The following is a 15,729-nucleotide window of genomic DNA, read 5'->3' on the forward strand; positions in this document are numbered from 1 at the left end:
CCCCTTGCCCTGAGCCCGCCGGGAACGGCTCTGCCCTGGATTCCACGAGGGTCTGGTGCTGCCCCTCGCCGGGGTCCAGGGCAACACCCTTGACGAAGGGGGCGAAGGGGGCGGTTGCCTGCGAAGCGGACCCGCCCTCACTCCGCCGCGGTGGAAAAGCGCGCGGCCTGCGCGAGCTGCTCCATCAGGGCGGGGATCTCTCCGGCCGGGAGTGGCCTGCTGAACAGGTAGCCCTGCGCCTCGCCGCAGCCCTCGCGTGACAGCACCTGAAACTGCGCCTCGGTTTCCACGCCCTCGGCGGTGGTGGTCATGTCCAGCCCCGCGCACATCCCGGCCACGGCGCGCACGATGGCCTTGCTCTGGCGCGACCCTTCCAGATCGCGGGTGAAGCAGCGGTCGATCTTGACCTTGTCGAAGGGGAAGCGCTGCAGGTAGCTCAGGCTGGAATAGCCGGTGCCGAAATCGTCCATGGCGATGCGCACGCCCAGCGCCTTCAACTGGCGCAGCGTGGCCAGCGTCGCCTCGGTTTCCTGCAGCATCACCGTCTCGGTGATTTCCAGCTCCAGCCGCGCCGGGTCGAGTCCGGAGCGTTCCAGCGCGGCGGCGACGGCATCGACCAGGCCGCGGCTGGCGAACTGCACCGAGGACAGGTTCACCGCCACCTTGGGGGCGCCGGCCCAGGTCGTGGCCTCGGCACAGGCGCGCGCCAGCGCCCATTCGCCGATCGCGACGATCAGGCCGATTTCCTCGGCCAGCGGAATGAACGCGTCGGGCGGCACCAGGCCGCGCTCGGGATGGCGCCAGCGCAGCAGCGCCTCCAGCCCGCTGACCCGGCGCGAGGGGATTTCGACGATCGGCTGGTAGAACAGCTCGAACTCGCGCGCGACCATCGCCCGGCGCAGGTCGGTTTCGAGCGTGCGCCGGGTTTGCATGCGCGCATCCATGCCGGGCTCGAAGAAGCGCCAGCAGCCGCGCCCTTCCGCCTTGGCGCGATACAGCGCCATGTCCGCGCCCTTGAGCAGCGCGTCGGCGTCGGTGCCGTCCGCGGGGGCGAGCGCGATGCCGACGCTGCTGCCGATGACGAGCTGGTGGCCGTCGAGCTCGCAGGGCAGGCCGACCATCTCGATCACCCGGCGGGCCAGCGCGGTCACGTCCTGCGGTTGGTGCACATCGGCCTGGATGATGGCGAACTCGTCGCCGTCGAGCCGCGCCAGCGTGTCGGTCTCGCGCAGCTCTGCCTGCAGCCGCCGCGCGACCTCGCGCAGCAGCGCATCGCCCGCCGGGTGGCCGAGGCTGTCGTTCACGTCCTTGAAGCGGTCGAGGTCAAGGCACAGCACGCCGAAGCCGCCGCCCCGCTGCGCCCGCGCCAGCGCCTCGTCCAGCCGCTCGCGGAACAGCAGCCGGTTGGGCAGGCCGGTGAGGGCGTCGTGGCGCGCGAGATGCGCGATCCGGGCTTCCGTGGCGCGCCGCTCGGTGACGTCGATGACGACGCCGACCGAGCGCAGCGGGCGTCCCGCGGCATCGTACTCGTAGCGGGCGCGGATCTCGGCGTGGCGCACCATGTCGTCGGGCCGGTGGTGGAAGCGGTATTGCAGATCGATCTCGGGCTGGCACCGGGCGACGGCCTCGCCGATCTGCCGGCGCACCCGCGCCTGGTCCTCGGGCAGGATCCGGACCAGCAAGTCCTCCATGGAGAGCGGGGCCTCGTCCGGTGGCAGGCCGAACAGGACCCGGGTCTCCGGCCCGCACTGGATCTCGCCGCTCAGCAGGTCGCGGCTGAAACTGCCGATATGGCCGATCTCCATGCCCAGGCGCAGCAGCGCCTCGCTGGCGCGCAGCCGCTCCGCCGCCGCCCGGCTTTCGGTGATGTCCTGCACGATGGCGAGATGGCGCAGCGGCCCGCCCTGCGCGTCGCGGGCGGAGACGGCGATGCTCAGCCGTGTCCAGATCTCCGTGCCGTCCGGGCGCAGGTGGCGCAGCTCGGTTTCCCATTTGCCGCCGCTGCCGGCCGCTTCCTGCCAGAGCGCGGCGGTGCGGGGCCAGTCCTCCGGATGCATGACATCGATCGGGGTGAGGCCGCCGAGCAGGTCCGTTTCCGTCCGCCCGGTCATCTCGCAATACCGGTGATTGACCCGCACGAAGGGCCCGGCGAACCCTTCCACTTCCGCCACCCCCGCCATGCCGTTCTCGAACACGGCGCTGAGCGCCGCGTCGCGCTCGGCCAGCGTCCGGGCGGCCCGCTCGCGTTCTTCCGAGCGGGCGAGCTTCGCCTCGGCCTCGGTCCGCGCGGCCTGCAGGGCCCGGCGCTGCCGGTCCTTGCGGTTGATGAGCAGGATGCCGCCGAGGATCAGCGCGTCGGTCAGCAGCACGCCCAGGCCGATGCGCCGCACTTCCTGCCGCCAGGGGGCCAGGACCTCGCTGGTCGCGCGGGTCGCGATCATCACCAGCGGATAAGCCTTGAGTACCCGCAGGCCCATGATCCGGTCCGTCTCGTCCACCGGGCTGCGGGCCCGCAGCGTGCCGCTTCCGTCCGCGGCGGTGACCTGCCGGAACGTGGCGCTGAGGGGGGTGGTGACGCCGATGAACGACTCATTGCGTGGATGGCGCACCAGCAGCGCGCCGTCGCTGTGATTGAGCGCGATCGAGCTGTACGTGCCCAGGTTCAGCCGGGCGAAGAAATCCTCGAAATAGGCAAGGTCGATGGAGGCGCCGATGATGCCGAGGAAGCGTCCGTCCGGGGCGGTGAGTCGGCGGGCGAAGAAGATGTTCCAGTGCCCGTTCATCTGGCTGCGCAGGGCGCTGCTGAGTACGCTGTCGCGGCCGGGATCCGTGCGCAGCAGCTCGAAATAATCCTTTCCGGCCACGCTGACCTCTGGCGTCGGCCATGCGCCGGGGGTGGAGGTGACGATCACCTGCCCATTGGCGTCCGCGAGGAACAGGCGTTGCACCCGTGGCAGGGCCATGGTCCGCGCATGCAGGGCATCGTGCACCTCGCGGGAGGCGAAACGTTCGCGCAACTGCCCTGTCGTGTCGATGGATTCGGAACCGACCCATTGCACGACCCCGGCCTGCAGCAGGGCGACCGCACGGAAACTGTCCTCGACCCAGTTGGCCAGCACCAGGGACAGGTTCCGCAGCTCGCGCTCGGCCTCCTGCAGGTCGGCTTCCCGATGTTGTGCGAGGTAGCCCGCCGCACCGAGGGTGAGAGCAAGGCCCAGCCCGGCGCCGGCGAAGCCGCGCCAGAACCCCGGCCGCCCACCTGCCAACCGGACCGATGCGCCCTGATCCGGGTGCAAGGTCGCAGCCAGCTTCTCCCGGCATGCGATGCGCGCATGATCCAGGCGCCTCCGGGCGAGGGCAATGCCGTCCTTTAGCAACAAATGCATGTATAGGATTGCAAGAAGCGCCTTGCCTCTGCTGGTGACAAATGATCTGCCAGTTCTGATAGCATTGCATCACAACAAAAACAACCAAAGACACAAGAGTGTGCGCTTCCACACATGGTGATTGGTCAAATCTTCCGGGAAGCCATGAAAAAGATACGGAGAATTATTTGAAATATATGATGCAAAATAGAAATAATTAACCACCCTTTCCTGCAAGGAAAGGGGGCCTGGTGCCCTGTCCCTGGCGTCATGCGCGCGAACGCATGGGCACCGCACCGCCACGCGCGCCGGCATTTCCATGTCCGCAGGGCGCTCGGGATATGGCCGCTTTACGGGGCTTTCATTGCGATTGGCTCAGGCGTGTTATTGATGATCGGGCGGATCAAAATGCTGTCCGACCTGATCTGGCTGCTGACATTCACGCACAACGGGCAACGTTTTCTCCGTGCCCGTCTGCGGTATGCATGGCCAGGCCCGGGGCCCCGAACCCGGCAATGGGTTCCAAGGGCGAAGCCCTTGGTGGAGGTCCAGGGGGCAAAGCCCCCTGGTCGGGTGCGGGGCAACGCCCCGCGACACGGCGTATCCTCAGCCCTTGCCGGATGTGCGGGCCAGGTTGACCGCGACGAAGGCGGTGTGGCCGTCGCGCAGGATGCGCAATGCCACCTTCTGCTCCTGCCCTGTCGTGGCCGAGCGGATCGCCGCGGCGGCGTCTTCCGGAGACCTGATCTGATGGCCGCCGACGCCAAGCAGCACGTCGCCCTCGCGCAGGCCGGCCTGGGCGGCGGGCGAGTCCGGCTGCACCTCGACCACTACCGCCCCCTGGGTGCGTGTCGGCAGTTCCAGTTGGCCGCGCAGTTGCGGCGTGAGCGGGGCCAGGGCCACGCCGAGCCCCTGCCGTTCCGGCTTGCCGGCGTCCGGGGCAGGCTGGTTGTGGTCGTGCAGCGTGGCAAGGGTGGCGCTGAGGCTCTGCGGAGTGCCGTCGCGGATGATGTCAAGCCTGGTCGTGCTGCCCGGCGGGAGGGCGGCGATGTCGATGGCAAGGTCGCGCGGCGTGGCGACCGACCGGCCGTCGACGGCCTGCACCACGTCGCCCGGCTGCAGCCCGGCCTTGGCCGCGGGCGAGTCCGGCTCCACCCCCGACACCAGCGCGCCGCCGCGCTTCGTCGCGTCGGGCAGGTGCAGGGCCGTGGCCATTTCCGGTGTCACCGGCTGCGATTCCACGCCGAGATAGCCGCGCGTGACCTCGCCATGCGCCTTCAGCTCGGCCACGACCTTGCGCACCATGTCGGAGGGGATGGCGAAGCCGATGCCGATGCTGCCGCCCGAGGGGGAGAGGATGGCGGTATTGACCCCGACCACTCTTCCGTCCTGGGTAAACAGTGGCCCGCCCGAATTGCCCTGGTTGATCGGCGCGTCGACCTGGATGAAGTCGTCATAGGGCCCGGCGCCGATGTCGCGGCCGCTTGCCGAGACGATGCCGGCAGTGACGCTGCCGCCGAGGCCGAAGGGGTTGCCCATGGCGATCACCCATTGCCCGGGCTGCACCTTCGCTGAATCGCCCAGCTCGATATAGGGCAGGTTGTGGCCGGCATCGATCTTCAGCACCGCGAGATCGGTGCGCGGGTCACGCCCGAGCACCTTCGCCGGCAGTTCGGTGCCATCGTCGAGGGTGACGCTGACCGAGCGGGCCTGCGCCACGACGTGGTTGTTGGTGACCACGGTGCCTTCGGCATCGATGATGAAGCCGGAGCCACGGGCCTCGACAGTGCGCGGGCGTTCCGGGCGGAGATGGCCGAACGGGAAGGGAGTCCCGTCGGCTTCCGCCGTTTCCTGCGGGCGCAGCTCGGTGGTGATGGAGACGACGGCGGGCTTCACCCGTGTCACCAGCTCGGTGAAGTCGGGCAGGGTGCGCGCCGGCGCCGCCGGCGCGATCTGGGCGGTGGCGGGATCGGCGGCGCCGGCGACGGTGGCGACAAGGCTGCCGCCGAGGATGGTGCCGGCGAGCAGGGCAGCGGCGAGGCCGGTGCGCAGGCGAGGGAGAATCGGGCCAGGCGTGGGCGATGGCATGATAATGGCGTCCCCGCGATGATGACGGCGTGATGGTGGCGGGTCGTGGAGCGATCCGCCTGCATCGCTATCATGGCGCGGTGGGGTGCACCGGACCGTTGCCCGGGTATGAATTACCTTTAAGCGCAATGGCAGCCGGGAAGATGGGATTGCGACATGAAACGGCGATCCATCGATGCGAATTCGATAACGCCGCTTCAGTCATCAATAAGAACCTGATCGACCATGTCGGGGTCGGTGCGATGATTTGTCATGGAAATTTATCGGACCCTGTGGCATGCCGGTCAGTAACGCCAGGGAAGTCCGGTCTTAATCTGGCCGGGTGAATATGAAAATTCCTCGTCCCGCATAACGACAAGGGCCACCGGCATGCGCAAGTCGGAGAAACCGGGAGGAAAACGGGAAGACGGTGGGCCGACATTGCGGCGGCTGTGGTGTGCCCTGGTCGCCTCGGTGGTCGTCCCGTTGCTGCTGTTCGCCGGCGCGGCCTGGTTCGACCTCGACCGCCTGATCGAGGATGCGACCGATGACGGGCGGCGCATCGCCGCCGTGCTGCGCGAACACACGCTGAAGGCGATCGAGACCCATGAATTGCTGCTGCGCCAGGTCGAGCGCCTGACCGGGACGTTGGGCTGGGAAGAGATCCGCGCCCGTTCCGCCGCGCTGTCGGCGGAACTGGTGGGCATGCAGGCCGGATTGCCGCAGGTCTCGGCGCTTTCGCTTGCCGATGGCGAGGGGCGGGCCTGGGTGGCGAGCGTGCCGGTCGGGGGGGCGGAGGATATCTACTCCGTCGCGCACCGGGAATTCTGGATGGCGCAGCGTGATGCCGATCGCGGCACCTTCATCAGCCGGGCCTATGTCGGCAGGCAGACGCAGCGGTTCAATTTCGGCATCAGCCGTCGTCGCGGTACCGCCGATGGCGGCTTCGACGGCGTTGCCGTGGTCGCCGTCACGGTGGGGTACTTCACCGATTTCTGGACGGAAGCCACGCGCGGCAAGAGCGGTGCCGCCGTGCTGCTGGTGCGCGACGACGGCGAGGTGCTGGCGCGCTCGCCCAGCGTCAGCGCCTCGCTGCCACGGCTGGCGCCGCCGGCCAGCCTGCTGATGCAGCACCTGCAGGCCGGGGCCGAGAGCGGCGTCATCCGGTCCCGCTCGACGATCGACGGCGTCGAGCGCATCACCGCCTTCGCCCGGGTCGGCCGGTATCCGGTGACGGTCACCTACGGCATCCCGGTTGCCGTGATCCAGGCGGAGTGGGGAGAGCACCTGCTATGGCTCGGGACGGTCTGCCTGCTGGCGGCCGCCGCCCTTGTCTGCACGGTGCTCTCCGCCATGCGGCAGGCACGGCGACTGATCGACGAGCAGTCGCGCCGCGCCACGGCCGAGATCGCGGCCTGGCAGGCGCAACGGATGGAATTGCTGGGCGATCTGGCCGCGGAGGTTGCCCGCGACTTCGCCAACATGGTCCAGGTCGTCGACGGCGTGGCCAGCCTGCTGCGTCGGGAGGCGGGCAGCGAGCACATGTCTTTCCTGGCCAACATGCTCGACGTCACGGTCGCTGGCGGGCGGACCCTGACATCGCGGCTGTGCGCCTTCGTCAATCCGGGCGAGGACGGGGGCGAGCGGGTGGCGGCGGTAGCCCCGGCCGAGGCCGTCGGCGACATCTGCGCCATGCTCTCGCGTGGCTTCGGCCCCGCCTGCCGGCTGCGCTGCGAGATCGAGGCCGGCGGATTGCCCAGGTTGGTGCGGGGCGGGCGCGCGGGGCTGGAGGCAGCGGTGATCCGGCTGGTCGGCGATGCCCGCGATGCCCTGCACGGGCAGGGCGAGGTGGTGGTCCGGGTGACGCCGGAACGCGTGTCGCAGGCGGGCGGGTTGGCCCCGGGCCTCTATGCCCGGGTGGAGGTCATGGGCATTGCCCCTGGCCTGCTGCCGGGGGGCGCAGGGGCGGCGTGTGGTGGCGCCGCCGATGTCGGGCGCGCGGGGCGGACCGGGCCCCCGCTCGATGGGGTGCGGGGGTTTGCCGAACGCGCGGGGGGCGCGCTGTGGGTCGAGGCCGGGCCGGGCCGGGCGCGCCTCACGGTGTTGTGGCTGCCGGCGGTGGTGGCGGTGCCGATCGGGTCCGCGGCGGCCTGATCCTTCGGGCTGTCGCCAGTGCGGCCGATGGTGTTTCAGGCGGCCCTGACGCCGGTGATGAAGCTGCCGACCTGACCGGCGAGCCGTTCGGCGTTCCTTGACAGGCCATCGGCCACCTCGCGCACCTGCTGCGACGCCTCGCCGGTTTCCCCGGCGGCGCGGCTGACGCCGCCGATGTTGCGGGTGACTTCGCCGGTGCCGCTGGCGGCGTGCTGGACGCTGCGGGCGATCTCGGCGGTGGCCGTGCCCTGTTCCTTCACCGCGATGGCGATCGTGCCGGTGATGCTGTTGACCTGGTCGATGGTGCGCACGATTCCGCCGATCGCGCTGACCGCGTCCTGCGTTGCCGCCTGGATGCGCGCGATCTGCGCGCCGATCTCGTCCGTTGCCCGCGCCGTCTGCGCCGCCAGGCTTTTCACTTCGGTCGCCACCACGGCGAAGCCCTTGCCGGCGTCGCCCGCCCGCGCCGCCTCGATGGTCGCGTTCAGCGCCAGCAAATTGGTCTGGCCGGCGATGGTGGTAATCAGCCCGACCACATCGCCGATCTTCTGCGCCGATTCGGCCAGCGCGCGCACGGTGGTGTCGGTGCGCTGCGCTTCTTCCACCGCCTGCCGTGCCACGGTGGTGGATTGCCCGACCTGCCGCGTGATCTCGCCGATCGAGGCGGAGAGTTCCTCGGTCGCCGAGGCGACGGTCTGCACGCTGGAAGAGGCGTCCTGGGCGGCGGTGGCGACGGTGTTCGCCTGGGTGCTGGTCAGGTCGGCGGTGCGGGTCATCTGCCCCGCGGTCGCGGTCATCTCGGTAGCCGAGCTGGAGAGGTGCTGCACCAGTTCGGCCACCTGCCGCTCGAAATCCTGCACCAGCGTCTCGACCCGTGCCGCGCGCCGTTCCCGCACCGCGCGTGCCTCGGCCTGTTCGGCGGCGAGGCGGTCGGCGGTGATCATGTTGTCCTTGAACACCTGCAGCGCGCCCGCCATCGCCCCGATCTCGTCGCCGCGCCCGGTGCCGGTGATCGCGGTCGCCAGGTCGTGCCCGGCGAGCCCGCGCATCGCCGCGGTCATCGAGCGGATCGGGGCGGAGATGCCGTTCACCATCAGCCAGCCGTTGAGCACGCACAGCGCGCTCATCAGCCCGAGCACGACGAAGATCCAGGTTCGCGCCGCCCCCCCCAGTTCCGCGCCGCGCTGCGCGCTGAGACGGGCCTGCTCGGCGTTGAGCTCGATCAGGGCGTCGAGCCGTGTCAGCAGGTTGTTGTTGAACTGCTCGCGCATCTCCCCGCGCAGGAAGGCAATGGCCCCCGGCAGGTCCCCGGCCTGGACCAGGTCCCGCAGGCGCTCGTGCAGGGCGCGATACGCCGTCAGCGCCTGGGTGAACATCTCCCCCGTCTGCTGCTCGCGGCCCGGGTTCATCAGGGGGCGGTAGACGGCCAGCGCCTGGTCGATCTGCCCGCGCAGATCCCGCAGGATCCTGCCGTCCTCGGCCTGGGCCGGGCCTTCGGGCGCGAGGAGATAAGTCGCTTCGAACGCGCGGAAGCGGGTCACCAGATACTGCAGCCGGGCGAGCGCCTGGATGCTGGGAAGCTGGTCGTCGCGCATCTTGGCCGCCGCGTCGTTGACCGCATCCAGCCGCTGCACCGCGAACAGGCCGAGGCCGACGGTGCAGGCGAGGACGATCGCGAAAGCCACGATGACTTTCGCGCGGATGCTGAGATTGTCGAGGAACTGGGTCATCGGGTTGTGGCGCCGCCCTTGGGGATTGCACGCGGGGGAGAAAATAAACTGCATACCAAAGCGCAGTTAACTCCGATATTCCCCCGTGCATAGACGAAGGTGAGGGCGATCCGCAACTTACAATATATGCATTCAATTCCGAAAGTATTTGGTCCGAAAATATTTGGCCTTCTTTGGCGCGACGGCGGGTCGAAGCTCCGCCGTCGCGGAGGATGCCTCAGCCGTCCTCGAAGGTGATGTCGTCCCGTGTGGTGCAGCCAAGGCCGCGCAGCGCCGCCTCGATGCCGGGATGTTCCTTGGTCGTGGGGGCCTCGGGTGTGGGGGACGGTCCGCGGTGACGGGTCATTTCCCTGGCCATGGCATGACCGGGACGGTGGAGATGGTGTTCTGCGGCGAGCCCTCGACCACCCTGTCCGAGTAGCTCAGATACACCAACGTATTGTTCGGCTTGTCGTAGAAGCGCACCACCTGCAGTTTCTTGAACAGCAGCGAGCGGCTTTCGCGGAACACGTCCTCGCCGTCCTCGATCCGGTCGGAGATGTTGATCGGGCCGATCTGCCGGCAGGCCACGGCGGCGTTCGAGGGATCCTCGGCAACGCCCACCGCGCCCTTGATGCCGCCGGTCTGGGCGCGGCTGATGTGGCAGACGACGCCTTCGACCTTGGGGTCGCGGAAACTCTCGACGCAGATCTTGTCGTTCAGCAGTCCAAGGCCGCGGAACGTCGTCGAGACGCAGCCGACTTCCTCGGCGCGGGCCGCGCCGCCGGCAAGGATGCCACAGGCGAGAAGGAGGGGGCCGGCCAGCCGGTTTGCTCTGCTCATGACGATGCTGGTCCTGTCTGGTTCGCGGGCGGCGGCCGCCGCCTGTCATCCGGGGCGCCGATGGTATCGCGATGGCATGGCGGGAGTTCGTGTCGCCCACGCTCTTGTCACGCCACTCCGCCATGGGGGCGGCGGTTTCCCGCGGGCCGGAATCGTTACGCTGCAAAATGACTTCCGGGTGAGCGAGGCGTTCGGGGATCGTCTCCATGCCCGGGGTGTTGTGAAATCGGATCTCCAGGCCAGCAACAATCGGGACCGACGCCATTGCCAGGCAAGCCGCCTTTCTTTCAGGATCCGGTGGGGTGGATCATCGTGACCCTGGTGCGATTATGGGGGCCTCAGGTCGCCGGCGCCATCATGGGGGCCATCATGGTCATCAGCGCCTATGCGATCCTGACGTGGCTGTTTGGCAAGATCGCGACGCCGCCACCCGGATTGCGCTGATCGCCCGGGGCGTGTTCGCCCGGCTCCGGTGCCGGATCACCGAAGTGGCAGAAGCCTAAAAACGCGTTCAGGACGGACGCGGTCGGGCAACCGGGGTTTTCCCCGTACGTTCTGCCTGCGAACGACCCAGGGAGGTGTGAGATGGATAAGGATCGCATCAAGGGGACCTTCAAGGAAGCCAGGGGCGCGGTGAAGGAAGCGCTCGGCAAGGTCACCGGCGATCTCAAGACCCAGGCCGAAGGCAAGGCCGACAAGGCCGAGGGCAAGGCGCAGAACGCGGTGGGCGGAGCCCGGGACGCGGTGCGCGAGGCCGCCCGCAGGTCCTGACGCCGCCGCTTCGCTGCGGCATGCAAGCCTCGCGCTGGCCTGCATGCCGGTGGCCGGCGGGTGACGCTGCCATGAAACGAGGCCGTGCCGGGCAAATCCATCCCGGATGCCGCACGGGTTCGTTGCATTCGATCGATTCAGATACGTGCAGCGCCTGTACCTGCCAGGTCCCGGACGGACCGGGCCATGGGCCGGCGCATGCCAGGAAGGAGGAAGAACATGCTGTCGATGATCGTGCTTCTCGGCGTGGGGGCGGTGGTCTGGCGCCTGGGACAATGGCCCTTCGATCGCAGCTATCGCTATCTGCCGCGCTATGACGAAGTCCGTGCGCGCGGCCCGGGCGGGCCGCGCGGACCCGGGGCGGGCGAGGCAAAGGATGCCACCACCCGACCGTGATGCCGGATCACGCGGGACAGCCTCGCCGGAGGGACGGGACCTGACCCGTCCCTCCACGCGTGCGACCACGGCAATTCCACGCCGGTTGCCTCCATCCCCATGGTCCGACCGCAACCGGGATCAACATGTGAAAGGGCCTGACCATGACACCGACGCAAGGCGCGACCGCTGGTGACGCGCTTCCCGCTGCGCGGGATGCCGATGATGCCCTGGCCGACACCACCTCTTCCCGTTTCGCGCTCCGCCGCTGGCTCTGGCAGGATTCGCCCTACATCGCCATGCTGCTGCTGACGGTGCTCGGGGTCATTTTGCGCACCCCGGTCGGCTACTGGCTGACCCTGACGCCGGTGTTCGGCCTCATCTGCGTGCTGGCCGGCTGGCGGCAGGTGGAGGCGCCGGAGGACCGGGTGCGCCTGGTCTATTCGCAGGCGCTGATCTGGCTGGCCCTGGTGGCCGCCATTTTCATCATGTACAGCAATGGCCTGCAGGGTGTGTTGACCTTCAGCATCAGCACGATCCAGACGATGACCCTGCTGGCGCTCGGCACCTTCGTGGCCGGGGTGCAGGCGCGGGCCTGGCGGATCTGCGCGGTGGGCGTCGTGCTGTTCCTGACTGCCCCGGGGGTCGGCTGGTTCGAGCAACTGGTGCTGCTGCTGATCGCCGCCACCGTGGTGATCGTCGCCATGGGCGGGGTGAGCTGGTGGGCGGGACGGCGCGCATACGCCGAGATCTGACCGGGCAGCGCCGCAACGCCGGTCCGTGGCCCGAGGACGACGCGTCGTGCCACGGGCGGCGCGGGTGGGGGAAGAGGCCGGATCTTCCATCGCCCGTTGCCGGCTTCGTCTGTGCTGAAGATGTCGCTTTGAAATAACGGCGCCGGAAATTTTCCGCTACCGTGGTGAACTGTCCCGGCCGATGGTGTAGAGGACCTGCACCATGGCGATGCCGGACATGCAGGGGCAAGAGGATACGCAAGGCGCGGTGGCGGCCAGCGCCCTGCGCTGGCTGAAGCGGGCCCTGGTGGCTGTCCTTGTCGTGCCGGCGGGGCTGTTCCTCGCCGCCGCCTGGTTCGACCATGCACGGCTGCTTGCCGATGCCGCCGAGGACACGCGGCGGATGGTTGCCGTGCTGCGCGAGCATGTGCTCAAGGCGATCGAGACGCACGAACTGCTGGTCCAGCAACTCGAGCGCCGCATCCAGGGCATGGGCTGGGAGGAGATCCGCGCCCAGGCGCCGCGGCTCTCGGCGGAGATGCGGGCGATGCATGCCGGGTTGCCGCAGGTCTCGGCCCTGGGGATCACGGATGCCGAGGGGCGGCAATGGGCGGCCAGCGGGCCGGTGGGCCCGGCCGGCTACAACTATGTTGGGCATCGCGAATACTGGGCGGCCCAGCGGGAGGCCGACCAGGGCACCTTCATCAGTCGCGCCTTTGTCGGCATCAATTCGCACAGGCTTGGTTTCGCCGTCAGCCATCGCCGCAACGCCGCCGACGGCGGCTTCGACGGCACTGTCCATGTCGGCGTCGCGGTCGGGTATTTCAGCGATTTCTGGGCGGCGGCGCAGGGCAAGGATGGGGCGGCGGTCGCCCTGATGCGTGCGGATGGCGAGGTGCTGGCCCGCTTCCCCGCGGACGAGGCCGTCCAACTGCCGCGGTTGACCCGCGCGGGCAGCGGGATCATGCGGCAGTTGGTGGATAATGCCGATGAAGGGGGATTCCGGGGAATTTCTCCGATCGATGGCCGCGAGCGCATCCTTGCCTTCGCCAAGGTTGGCCGTTTCCCGCTGATCATCGCCTACAGCGTGCCGGTCGCGGCGGTGCTGGGGCCGTGGACGCAGCACCTGCTGGTGGTCGGCGCGATCTGCGCCCTGGTGGCGGCGACCCTGGCCGGCGTCGTGCTGCTGGCAATGCGACAGACGCGGCGCCTGGCCGCCGAGCAGGCGCGCCGGGAAATGGCGGAGGCCTCTGCCCGGCAGGTCCAGCGCATGGAAGTGCTGGGCCAGCTCGCCGCCGGGGTCGCGCATGATTTCGCCAATATCGTCCAGGCCGCCGGGACCGCGGCCAGCCTGATCGAGAGCCGGGCGCAGGACGAGAACGTGCTGTCGCTGGCGCGTGTCATCGGCAAGGCGTCGGCGCGAGGCCAGGTGTTGACCCGCCGCATGCTCGACTTCGCCCGCAATGACGCCAGCGCCCGCGCGGGGGAGGCGACGGCCGACCCGGCAGAGGTGGTCGGCGGCGTCTGTGACCTGCTCTCGCGCGTGCTCGGCCATGGCTGCCGGCTGCGCTGCGAGATCGAGCGGGACGGGCTGCCCGCCCTGGTGCGCAGCGAGCGCGCCGAGCTGGAGGCGGCGCTGATGAACCTGGCCGCCAATGCCCGTGACGCCATGCCCAAGGGCGGCGAGGTGACGGTGCGGGTGGTGGCCGAGCGCATGACCCTGCGCCATCCGGCGGGGCTGGGGCCCGGGCTCTATGCCCGGGTCTCTGTCATCGACGAGGGCGAGGGCATGCCGCCGGAGGTGCTGGCCCGCGCCGGCGAGCCGTTCTTCACCACCAAGCCGCGCGGCAAGGGCACCGGGCTGGGGCTGTCCGGGGTGCGTGGCTTCGCCGAAGCCGCGGGCGGGGCCTTGCGCGTGCGCAGCGAGCCGGGCCGCGGCACCACGGTGACCTTCTGGCTGCCGGCGGTGACAATGGTGCGGCCGGAGCCCCAGGTCAGGGCGGCTGCCGGCGGCTGACGCGCCTTGCCGTGGATGCGGGGATGGCCGCGTCATGTTTCCCGGCAGAAATATATCGCGCCTGTGCGATCATCGCTTCGAGCATCGTGTGCCAGATGTGATGTATTAATCCCGCAAGAAAGTGGCGTATTTTCAGAAATTATTTAATTATATTTTGTATTTTATTTCAATCGATTTTACACGATAACAAGTACCGCCTGGGCGCGTGACAGGCGATGTGCTTACCTGCGTATGTGGATCGTGGGATGGCGCGCCGCCGACATGACGCCTGGTCCGCATCCGCGTGGCCACATTAACGGCCAGGCAGCCGGGGAAGATGGCGTTTCCGGAAACTGGATCGATAACAGAACGGGTGATCGGATGCAGGACGAAGGGTACGGGCTTTGCCGACTCAGCGATGCCGAGCTCGACAAGGTGTCAGCCGGTTGCAACACCGTGAAGCCGGACCATCCCAAAGCCGTGCCTCACCCGACGCCCCCGCATGCGTCTTCCTCTCCGGCCGCGAGGGTGGTGACCGTGACGGTGACATGGCGGTTCTGGCAGGTCATCCGCTTCCTGTAGCAACGCCGCCGCAAGCTGTCAGGACCGCGATCCCTGCGCCTGCCGCGCTGCCTTGGCCGCCTGCAACGCCTGCTGGCATCCTTCGGACAGGGTCGTCGCATGTTGCTGCAGGCAGGCCAGGGCGCGGCCGCGGCCGGGTTGCACGCCGGCGCAGAAGATCTGGTAATCGGCGGTGCAGGCCTGGCGCACGGCCTGCCCCGGCTGAGGGGATGGCTGCTGTGCCCGCGCCGTCCCCAGGCCCCCGCAGAGCCCGAGCAGAACCAGCGCGGCGACCCGCAGGCCGGGGCGGGCGATTCCGTTCGCCCGGCGATATCGCATCATCATGCCATTCTCCCTGTCGCGGGCGAGCCTGGCCTCGCCCTGTTCCGCGTCTGATACGCCGGCGGGGCGGTGCATCCCCCGCGCCTGATCGGGCGGGGGGATTCCCGTGCGTGCCGCGTATCACCGGAGGCGAAGGCGTGGCATGGACGGGGTGAATGGGATCGGGGTTTGCGTGCAGGAGTTGCCTGGAGGCGGTGTGGCCGATGGTCGCGCCGTGTCCCGCCATCCCCGGACGGGCAGCCGTGACCGGGCTTCCCGCCTATGCCGAGGCCTCCGAGGCGGAGTTACTCGCCTGGTCGGCGGGGGGTGACCGGCGGGCCTTCGACGAGATCGTCGCGCGCCACGGGCGCTTCGCCCTGCGGGTGGCGCTGCGGCTGATCCCGGACCCGGCGCTGGCCGAGGATGTCGTGCAGGACGCCATGCTGCGGGCCTGGAGCCGGGCAGGCGATTTCGATCCGCGCCGGGCGAGCTTCACCTCCTGGCTGTACCGGATCGTGGTGAACCGCTGCATCGACCAGCGCCGCCGCCTGCAACTCGATCCGTTGCCGGACGACTTCGACCAGGCCGACCCGGCCGAAGGCGCCGAGGCGACGCTGCAGGCGCGGGAGCGTGCCGCCGCGCTGGTGGGCGCATTGCAGGCCCTGCCGGTGCGCCAGCGCGCGGCGATGACGCTGGTCTATGACGAGGGACTCTCCGGCGCGGAAGCCGGCCGTGCGCTGGGCCTGTCCGCCAAGGCGGTCGAGCGGCTGCTGGCCCGGGCGCGGGCCTTCCTGCGCGCGCGGTTGCTGCCCGCCGATGAATGAGAGGGACGC

Annotated in this window: 14 protein-coding genes; 8 read left to right on the forward strand and 6 right to left on the reverse strand. The window is 69.2% G+C overall.

The features are described 5' to 3' along the window. Positions 1–137: 137 nt before the first annotated feature. Both NBY65_RS15730 and NBY65_RS15735 read right to left on the reverse strand, forming a co-directional pair. Positions 138–3,386, reverse strand: a complete 3,249-nt coding sequence (locus NBY65_RS15730) for a bifunctional diguanylate cyclase/phosphodiesterase (RefSeq protein WP_150039229.1) — start codon at positions 3,384–3,386, stop codon at positions 138–140. 585 nt (positions 3,387–3,971) lie between these two features. After that, positions 3,972–5,453 carry a DegQ family serine endoprotease gene (locus NBY65_RS15735; RefSeq protein ID WP_150039230.1) on the reverse strand — a complete coding sequence of 494 codons (1,482 nt, stop codon included), beginning with the start codon at positions 5,451–5,453 and terminating at the stop codon, positions 3,972–3,974. Between the two features lie 369 nt (positions 5,454–5,822). Here NBY65_RS15735 and NBY65_RS15740 point away from each other — a divergent pair, with 369 nt between their 5' ends. Further along, entirely contained in the window at positions 5,823–7,586 is a 1,764-nt protein-coding gene (locus NBY65_RS15740; protein ID WP_150039231.1) for a hybrid sensor histidine kinase/response regulator, read from the forward strand. Positions 7,587–7,621: 35 nt separating this feature from the next. On the opposite strand, the gene NBY65_RS15745 is transcribed toward NBY65_RS15740, so the two are convergent. From NBY65_RS15745 to NBY65_RS15750, 3 genes are all read right to left on the reverse strand, one after another. Then, a complete protein-coding gene (locus NBY65_RS15745; RefSeq protein ID WP_162530402.1) occupies positions 7,622–9,316 on the reverse strand; it encodes a methyl-accepting chemotaxis protein in 1,695 nt (564 codons plus the stop codon). A 217-nt stretch (positions 9,317–9,533) separates the two neighbouring features. Next, positions 9,534–9,662, reverse strand: a complete 129-nt coding sequence (locus NBY65_RS33805; protein ID WP_275266217.1) for a hypothetical protein — start codon at positions 9,660–9,662, stop codon at positions 9,534–9,536. Further along, positions 9,659–10,138, reverse strand: a complete 480-nt coding sequence (locus NBY65_RS15750) for a CreA family protein (RefSeq protein WP_150039233.1) — start codon at positions 10,136–10,138, stop codon at positions 9,659–9,661. The genes NBY65_RS33805 and NBY65_RS15750 overlap by 4 nt, the downstream gene beginning before the upstream one ends. A 312-nt stretch (positions 10,139–10,450) precedes the next feature. Between NBY65_RS15750 and NBY65_RS33810 the strand changes: the two genes are divergently transcribed. The 6 genes from NBY65_RS33810 (at position 10,451) to NBY65_RS15775 (ending at position 14,596) form a co-directional block, all read left to right on the forward strand. Further along, complete coding sequence (locus tag NBY65_RS33810; RefSeq protein ID WP_275266218.1) at positions 10,451–10,582, forward strand: hypothetical protein; 132 nt, start codon at positions 10,451–10,453, stop codon at positions 10,580–10,582. 141 nt (positions 10,583–10,723) lie between these two features. Further along, the gene (locus NBY65_RS15755; RefSeq protein ID WP_150039234.1) at positions 10,724–10,909 is read left to right on the forward strand and encodes a CsbD family protein; all 186 of its coding nucleotides are present in this window, start codon (positions 10,724–10,726) and stop codon (positions 10,907–10,909) included. A gap of 219 nt (positions 10,910–11,128) precedes the next feature. Next, positions 11,129–11,305 carry a hypothetical protein gene (locus tag NBY65_RS15760; RefSeq protein ID WP_162530403.1) on the forward strand — a complete coding sequence of 59 codons (177 nt, stop codon included), beginning with the start codon at positions 11,129–11,131 and terminating at the stop codon, positions 11,303–11,305. 143 nt (positions 11,306–11,448) lie between these two features. After that, positions 11,449–12,039, forward strand: coding sequence for a hypothetical protein (locus NBY65_RS15765; RefSeq protein ID WP_162530404.1), 591 nt, complete (start codon positions 11,449–11,451; stop codon positions 12,037–12,039). A gap of 202 nt (positions 12,040–12,241) precedes the next feature. Next, the gene (locus NBY65_RS15770; protein WP_150039235.1) at positions 12,242–14,035 is read left to right on the forward strand and encodes a hybrid sensor histidine kinase/response regulator; all 1,794 of its coding nucleotides are present in this window, start codon (positions 12,242–12,244) and stop codon (positions 14,033–14,035) included. A 261-nt stretch (positions 14,036–14,296) separates the two neighbouring features. Further along, a complete protein-coding gene (locus NBY65_RS15775) occupies positions 14,297–14,596 on the forward strand; it encodes a hypothetical protein (protein ID WP_150039236.1) in 300 nt (99 codons plus the stop codon). An 18-nt stretch (positions 14,597–14,614) separates the two neighbouring features. On the opposite strand, the gene NBY65_RS15780 is transcribed toward NBY65_RS15775, so the two are convergent. Then, positions 14,615–14,920, reverse strand: a complete 306-nt coding sequence (locus NBY65_RS15780; protein WP_162530405.1) for a cysteine rich repeat-containing protein — start codon at positions 14,918–14,920, stop codon at positions 14,615–14,617. Between the two features lie 239 nt (positions 14,921–15,159). Between NBY65_RS15780 and NBY65_RS15785 the strand changes: the two genes are divergently transcribed. Then, positions 15,160–15,720 (forward strand): sigma-70 family RNA polymerase sigma factor, encoded by a 561-nt coding sequence (locus NBY65_RS15785; RefSeq protein WP_239002667.1) that lies wholly within the window; start codon positions 15,160–15,162, stop codon positions 15,718–15,720. Positions 15,721–15,729 lie beyond the last annotated feature (9 nt).

The sequence above is a fragment of the Rhodovastum atsumiense genome (assembly GCF_937425535.1).
Classification (GTDB): Bacteria; Pseudomonadota; Alphaproteobacteria; order Acetobacterales; family Acetobacteraceae; genus Rhodovastum; species Rhodovastum atsumiense.

What these genes read in the sequence shown, in the direction of transcription:
- NBY65_RS33805 (WP_275266217.1), bottom strand. Translation starts at nt 9,662, where the DNA reads ATGACCCGTCACCGCGGACCGTCCCCCACACCCGAGGCCCCCACGACC.
- NBY65_RS15780 (WP_162530405.1), bottom strand. Translation starts at nt 14,920, where the DNA reads ATGATGATGCGATATCGCCGGGCGAACGGAATCGCCCGCCCCGGCCTG.
- NBY65_RS15755 (WP_150039234.1), top strand. Translation starts at nt 10,724, where the DNA reads ATGGATAAGGATCGCATCAAGGGGACCTTCAAGGAAGCCAGGGGCGCG.
- NBY65_RS15735 (WP_150039230.1), bottom strand. Translation starts at nt 5,453, where the DNA reads ATGCCATCGCCCACGCCTGGCCCGATTCTCCCTCGCCTGCGCACCGGC.
- NBY65_RS15740 (WP_150039231.1), top strand. Translation starts at nt 5,823, where the DNA reads ATGCGCAAGTCGGAGAAACCGGGAGGAAAACGGGAAGACGGTGGGCCG.
- NBY65_RS15760 (WP_162530403.1), top strand. Translation starts at nt 11,129, where the DNA reads ATGCTGTCGATGATCGTGCTTCTCGGCGTGGGGGCGGTGGTCTGGCGC.
- NBY65_RS15775 (WP_150039236.1), top strand. Translation starts at nt 14,297, where the DNA reads ATGACGCCTGGTCCGCATCCGCGTGGCCACATTAACGGCCAGGCAGCC.
- NBY65_RS15745 (WP_162530402.1), bottom strand. Translation starts at nt 9,316, where the DNA reads ATGACCCAGTTCCTCGACAATCTCAGCATCCGCGCGAAAGTCATCGTG.
- NBY65_RS15770 (WP_150039235.1), top strand. Translation starts at nt 12,242, where the DNA reads ATGGCGATGCCGGACATGCAGGGGCAAGAGGATACGCAAGGCGCGGTG.
- NBY65_RS15765 (WP_162530404.1), top strand. Translation starts at nt 11,449, where the DNA reads ATGACACCGACGCAAGGCGCGACCGCTGGTGACGCGCTTCCCGCTGCG.
- NBY65_RS15750 (WP_150039233.1), bottom strand. Translation starts at nt 10,138, where the DNA reads ATGAGCAGAGCAAACCGGCTGGCCGGCCCCCTCCTTCTCGCCTGTGGC.
- NBY65_RS15730 (WP_150039229.1), bottom strand. Translation starts at nt 3,386, where the DNA reads ATGCATTTGTTGCTAAAGGACGGCATTGCCCTCGCCCGGAGGCGCCTG.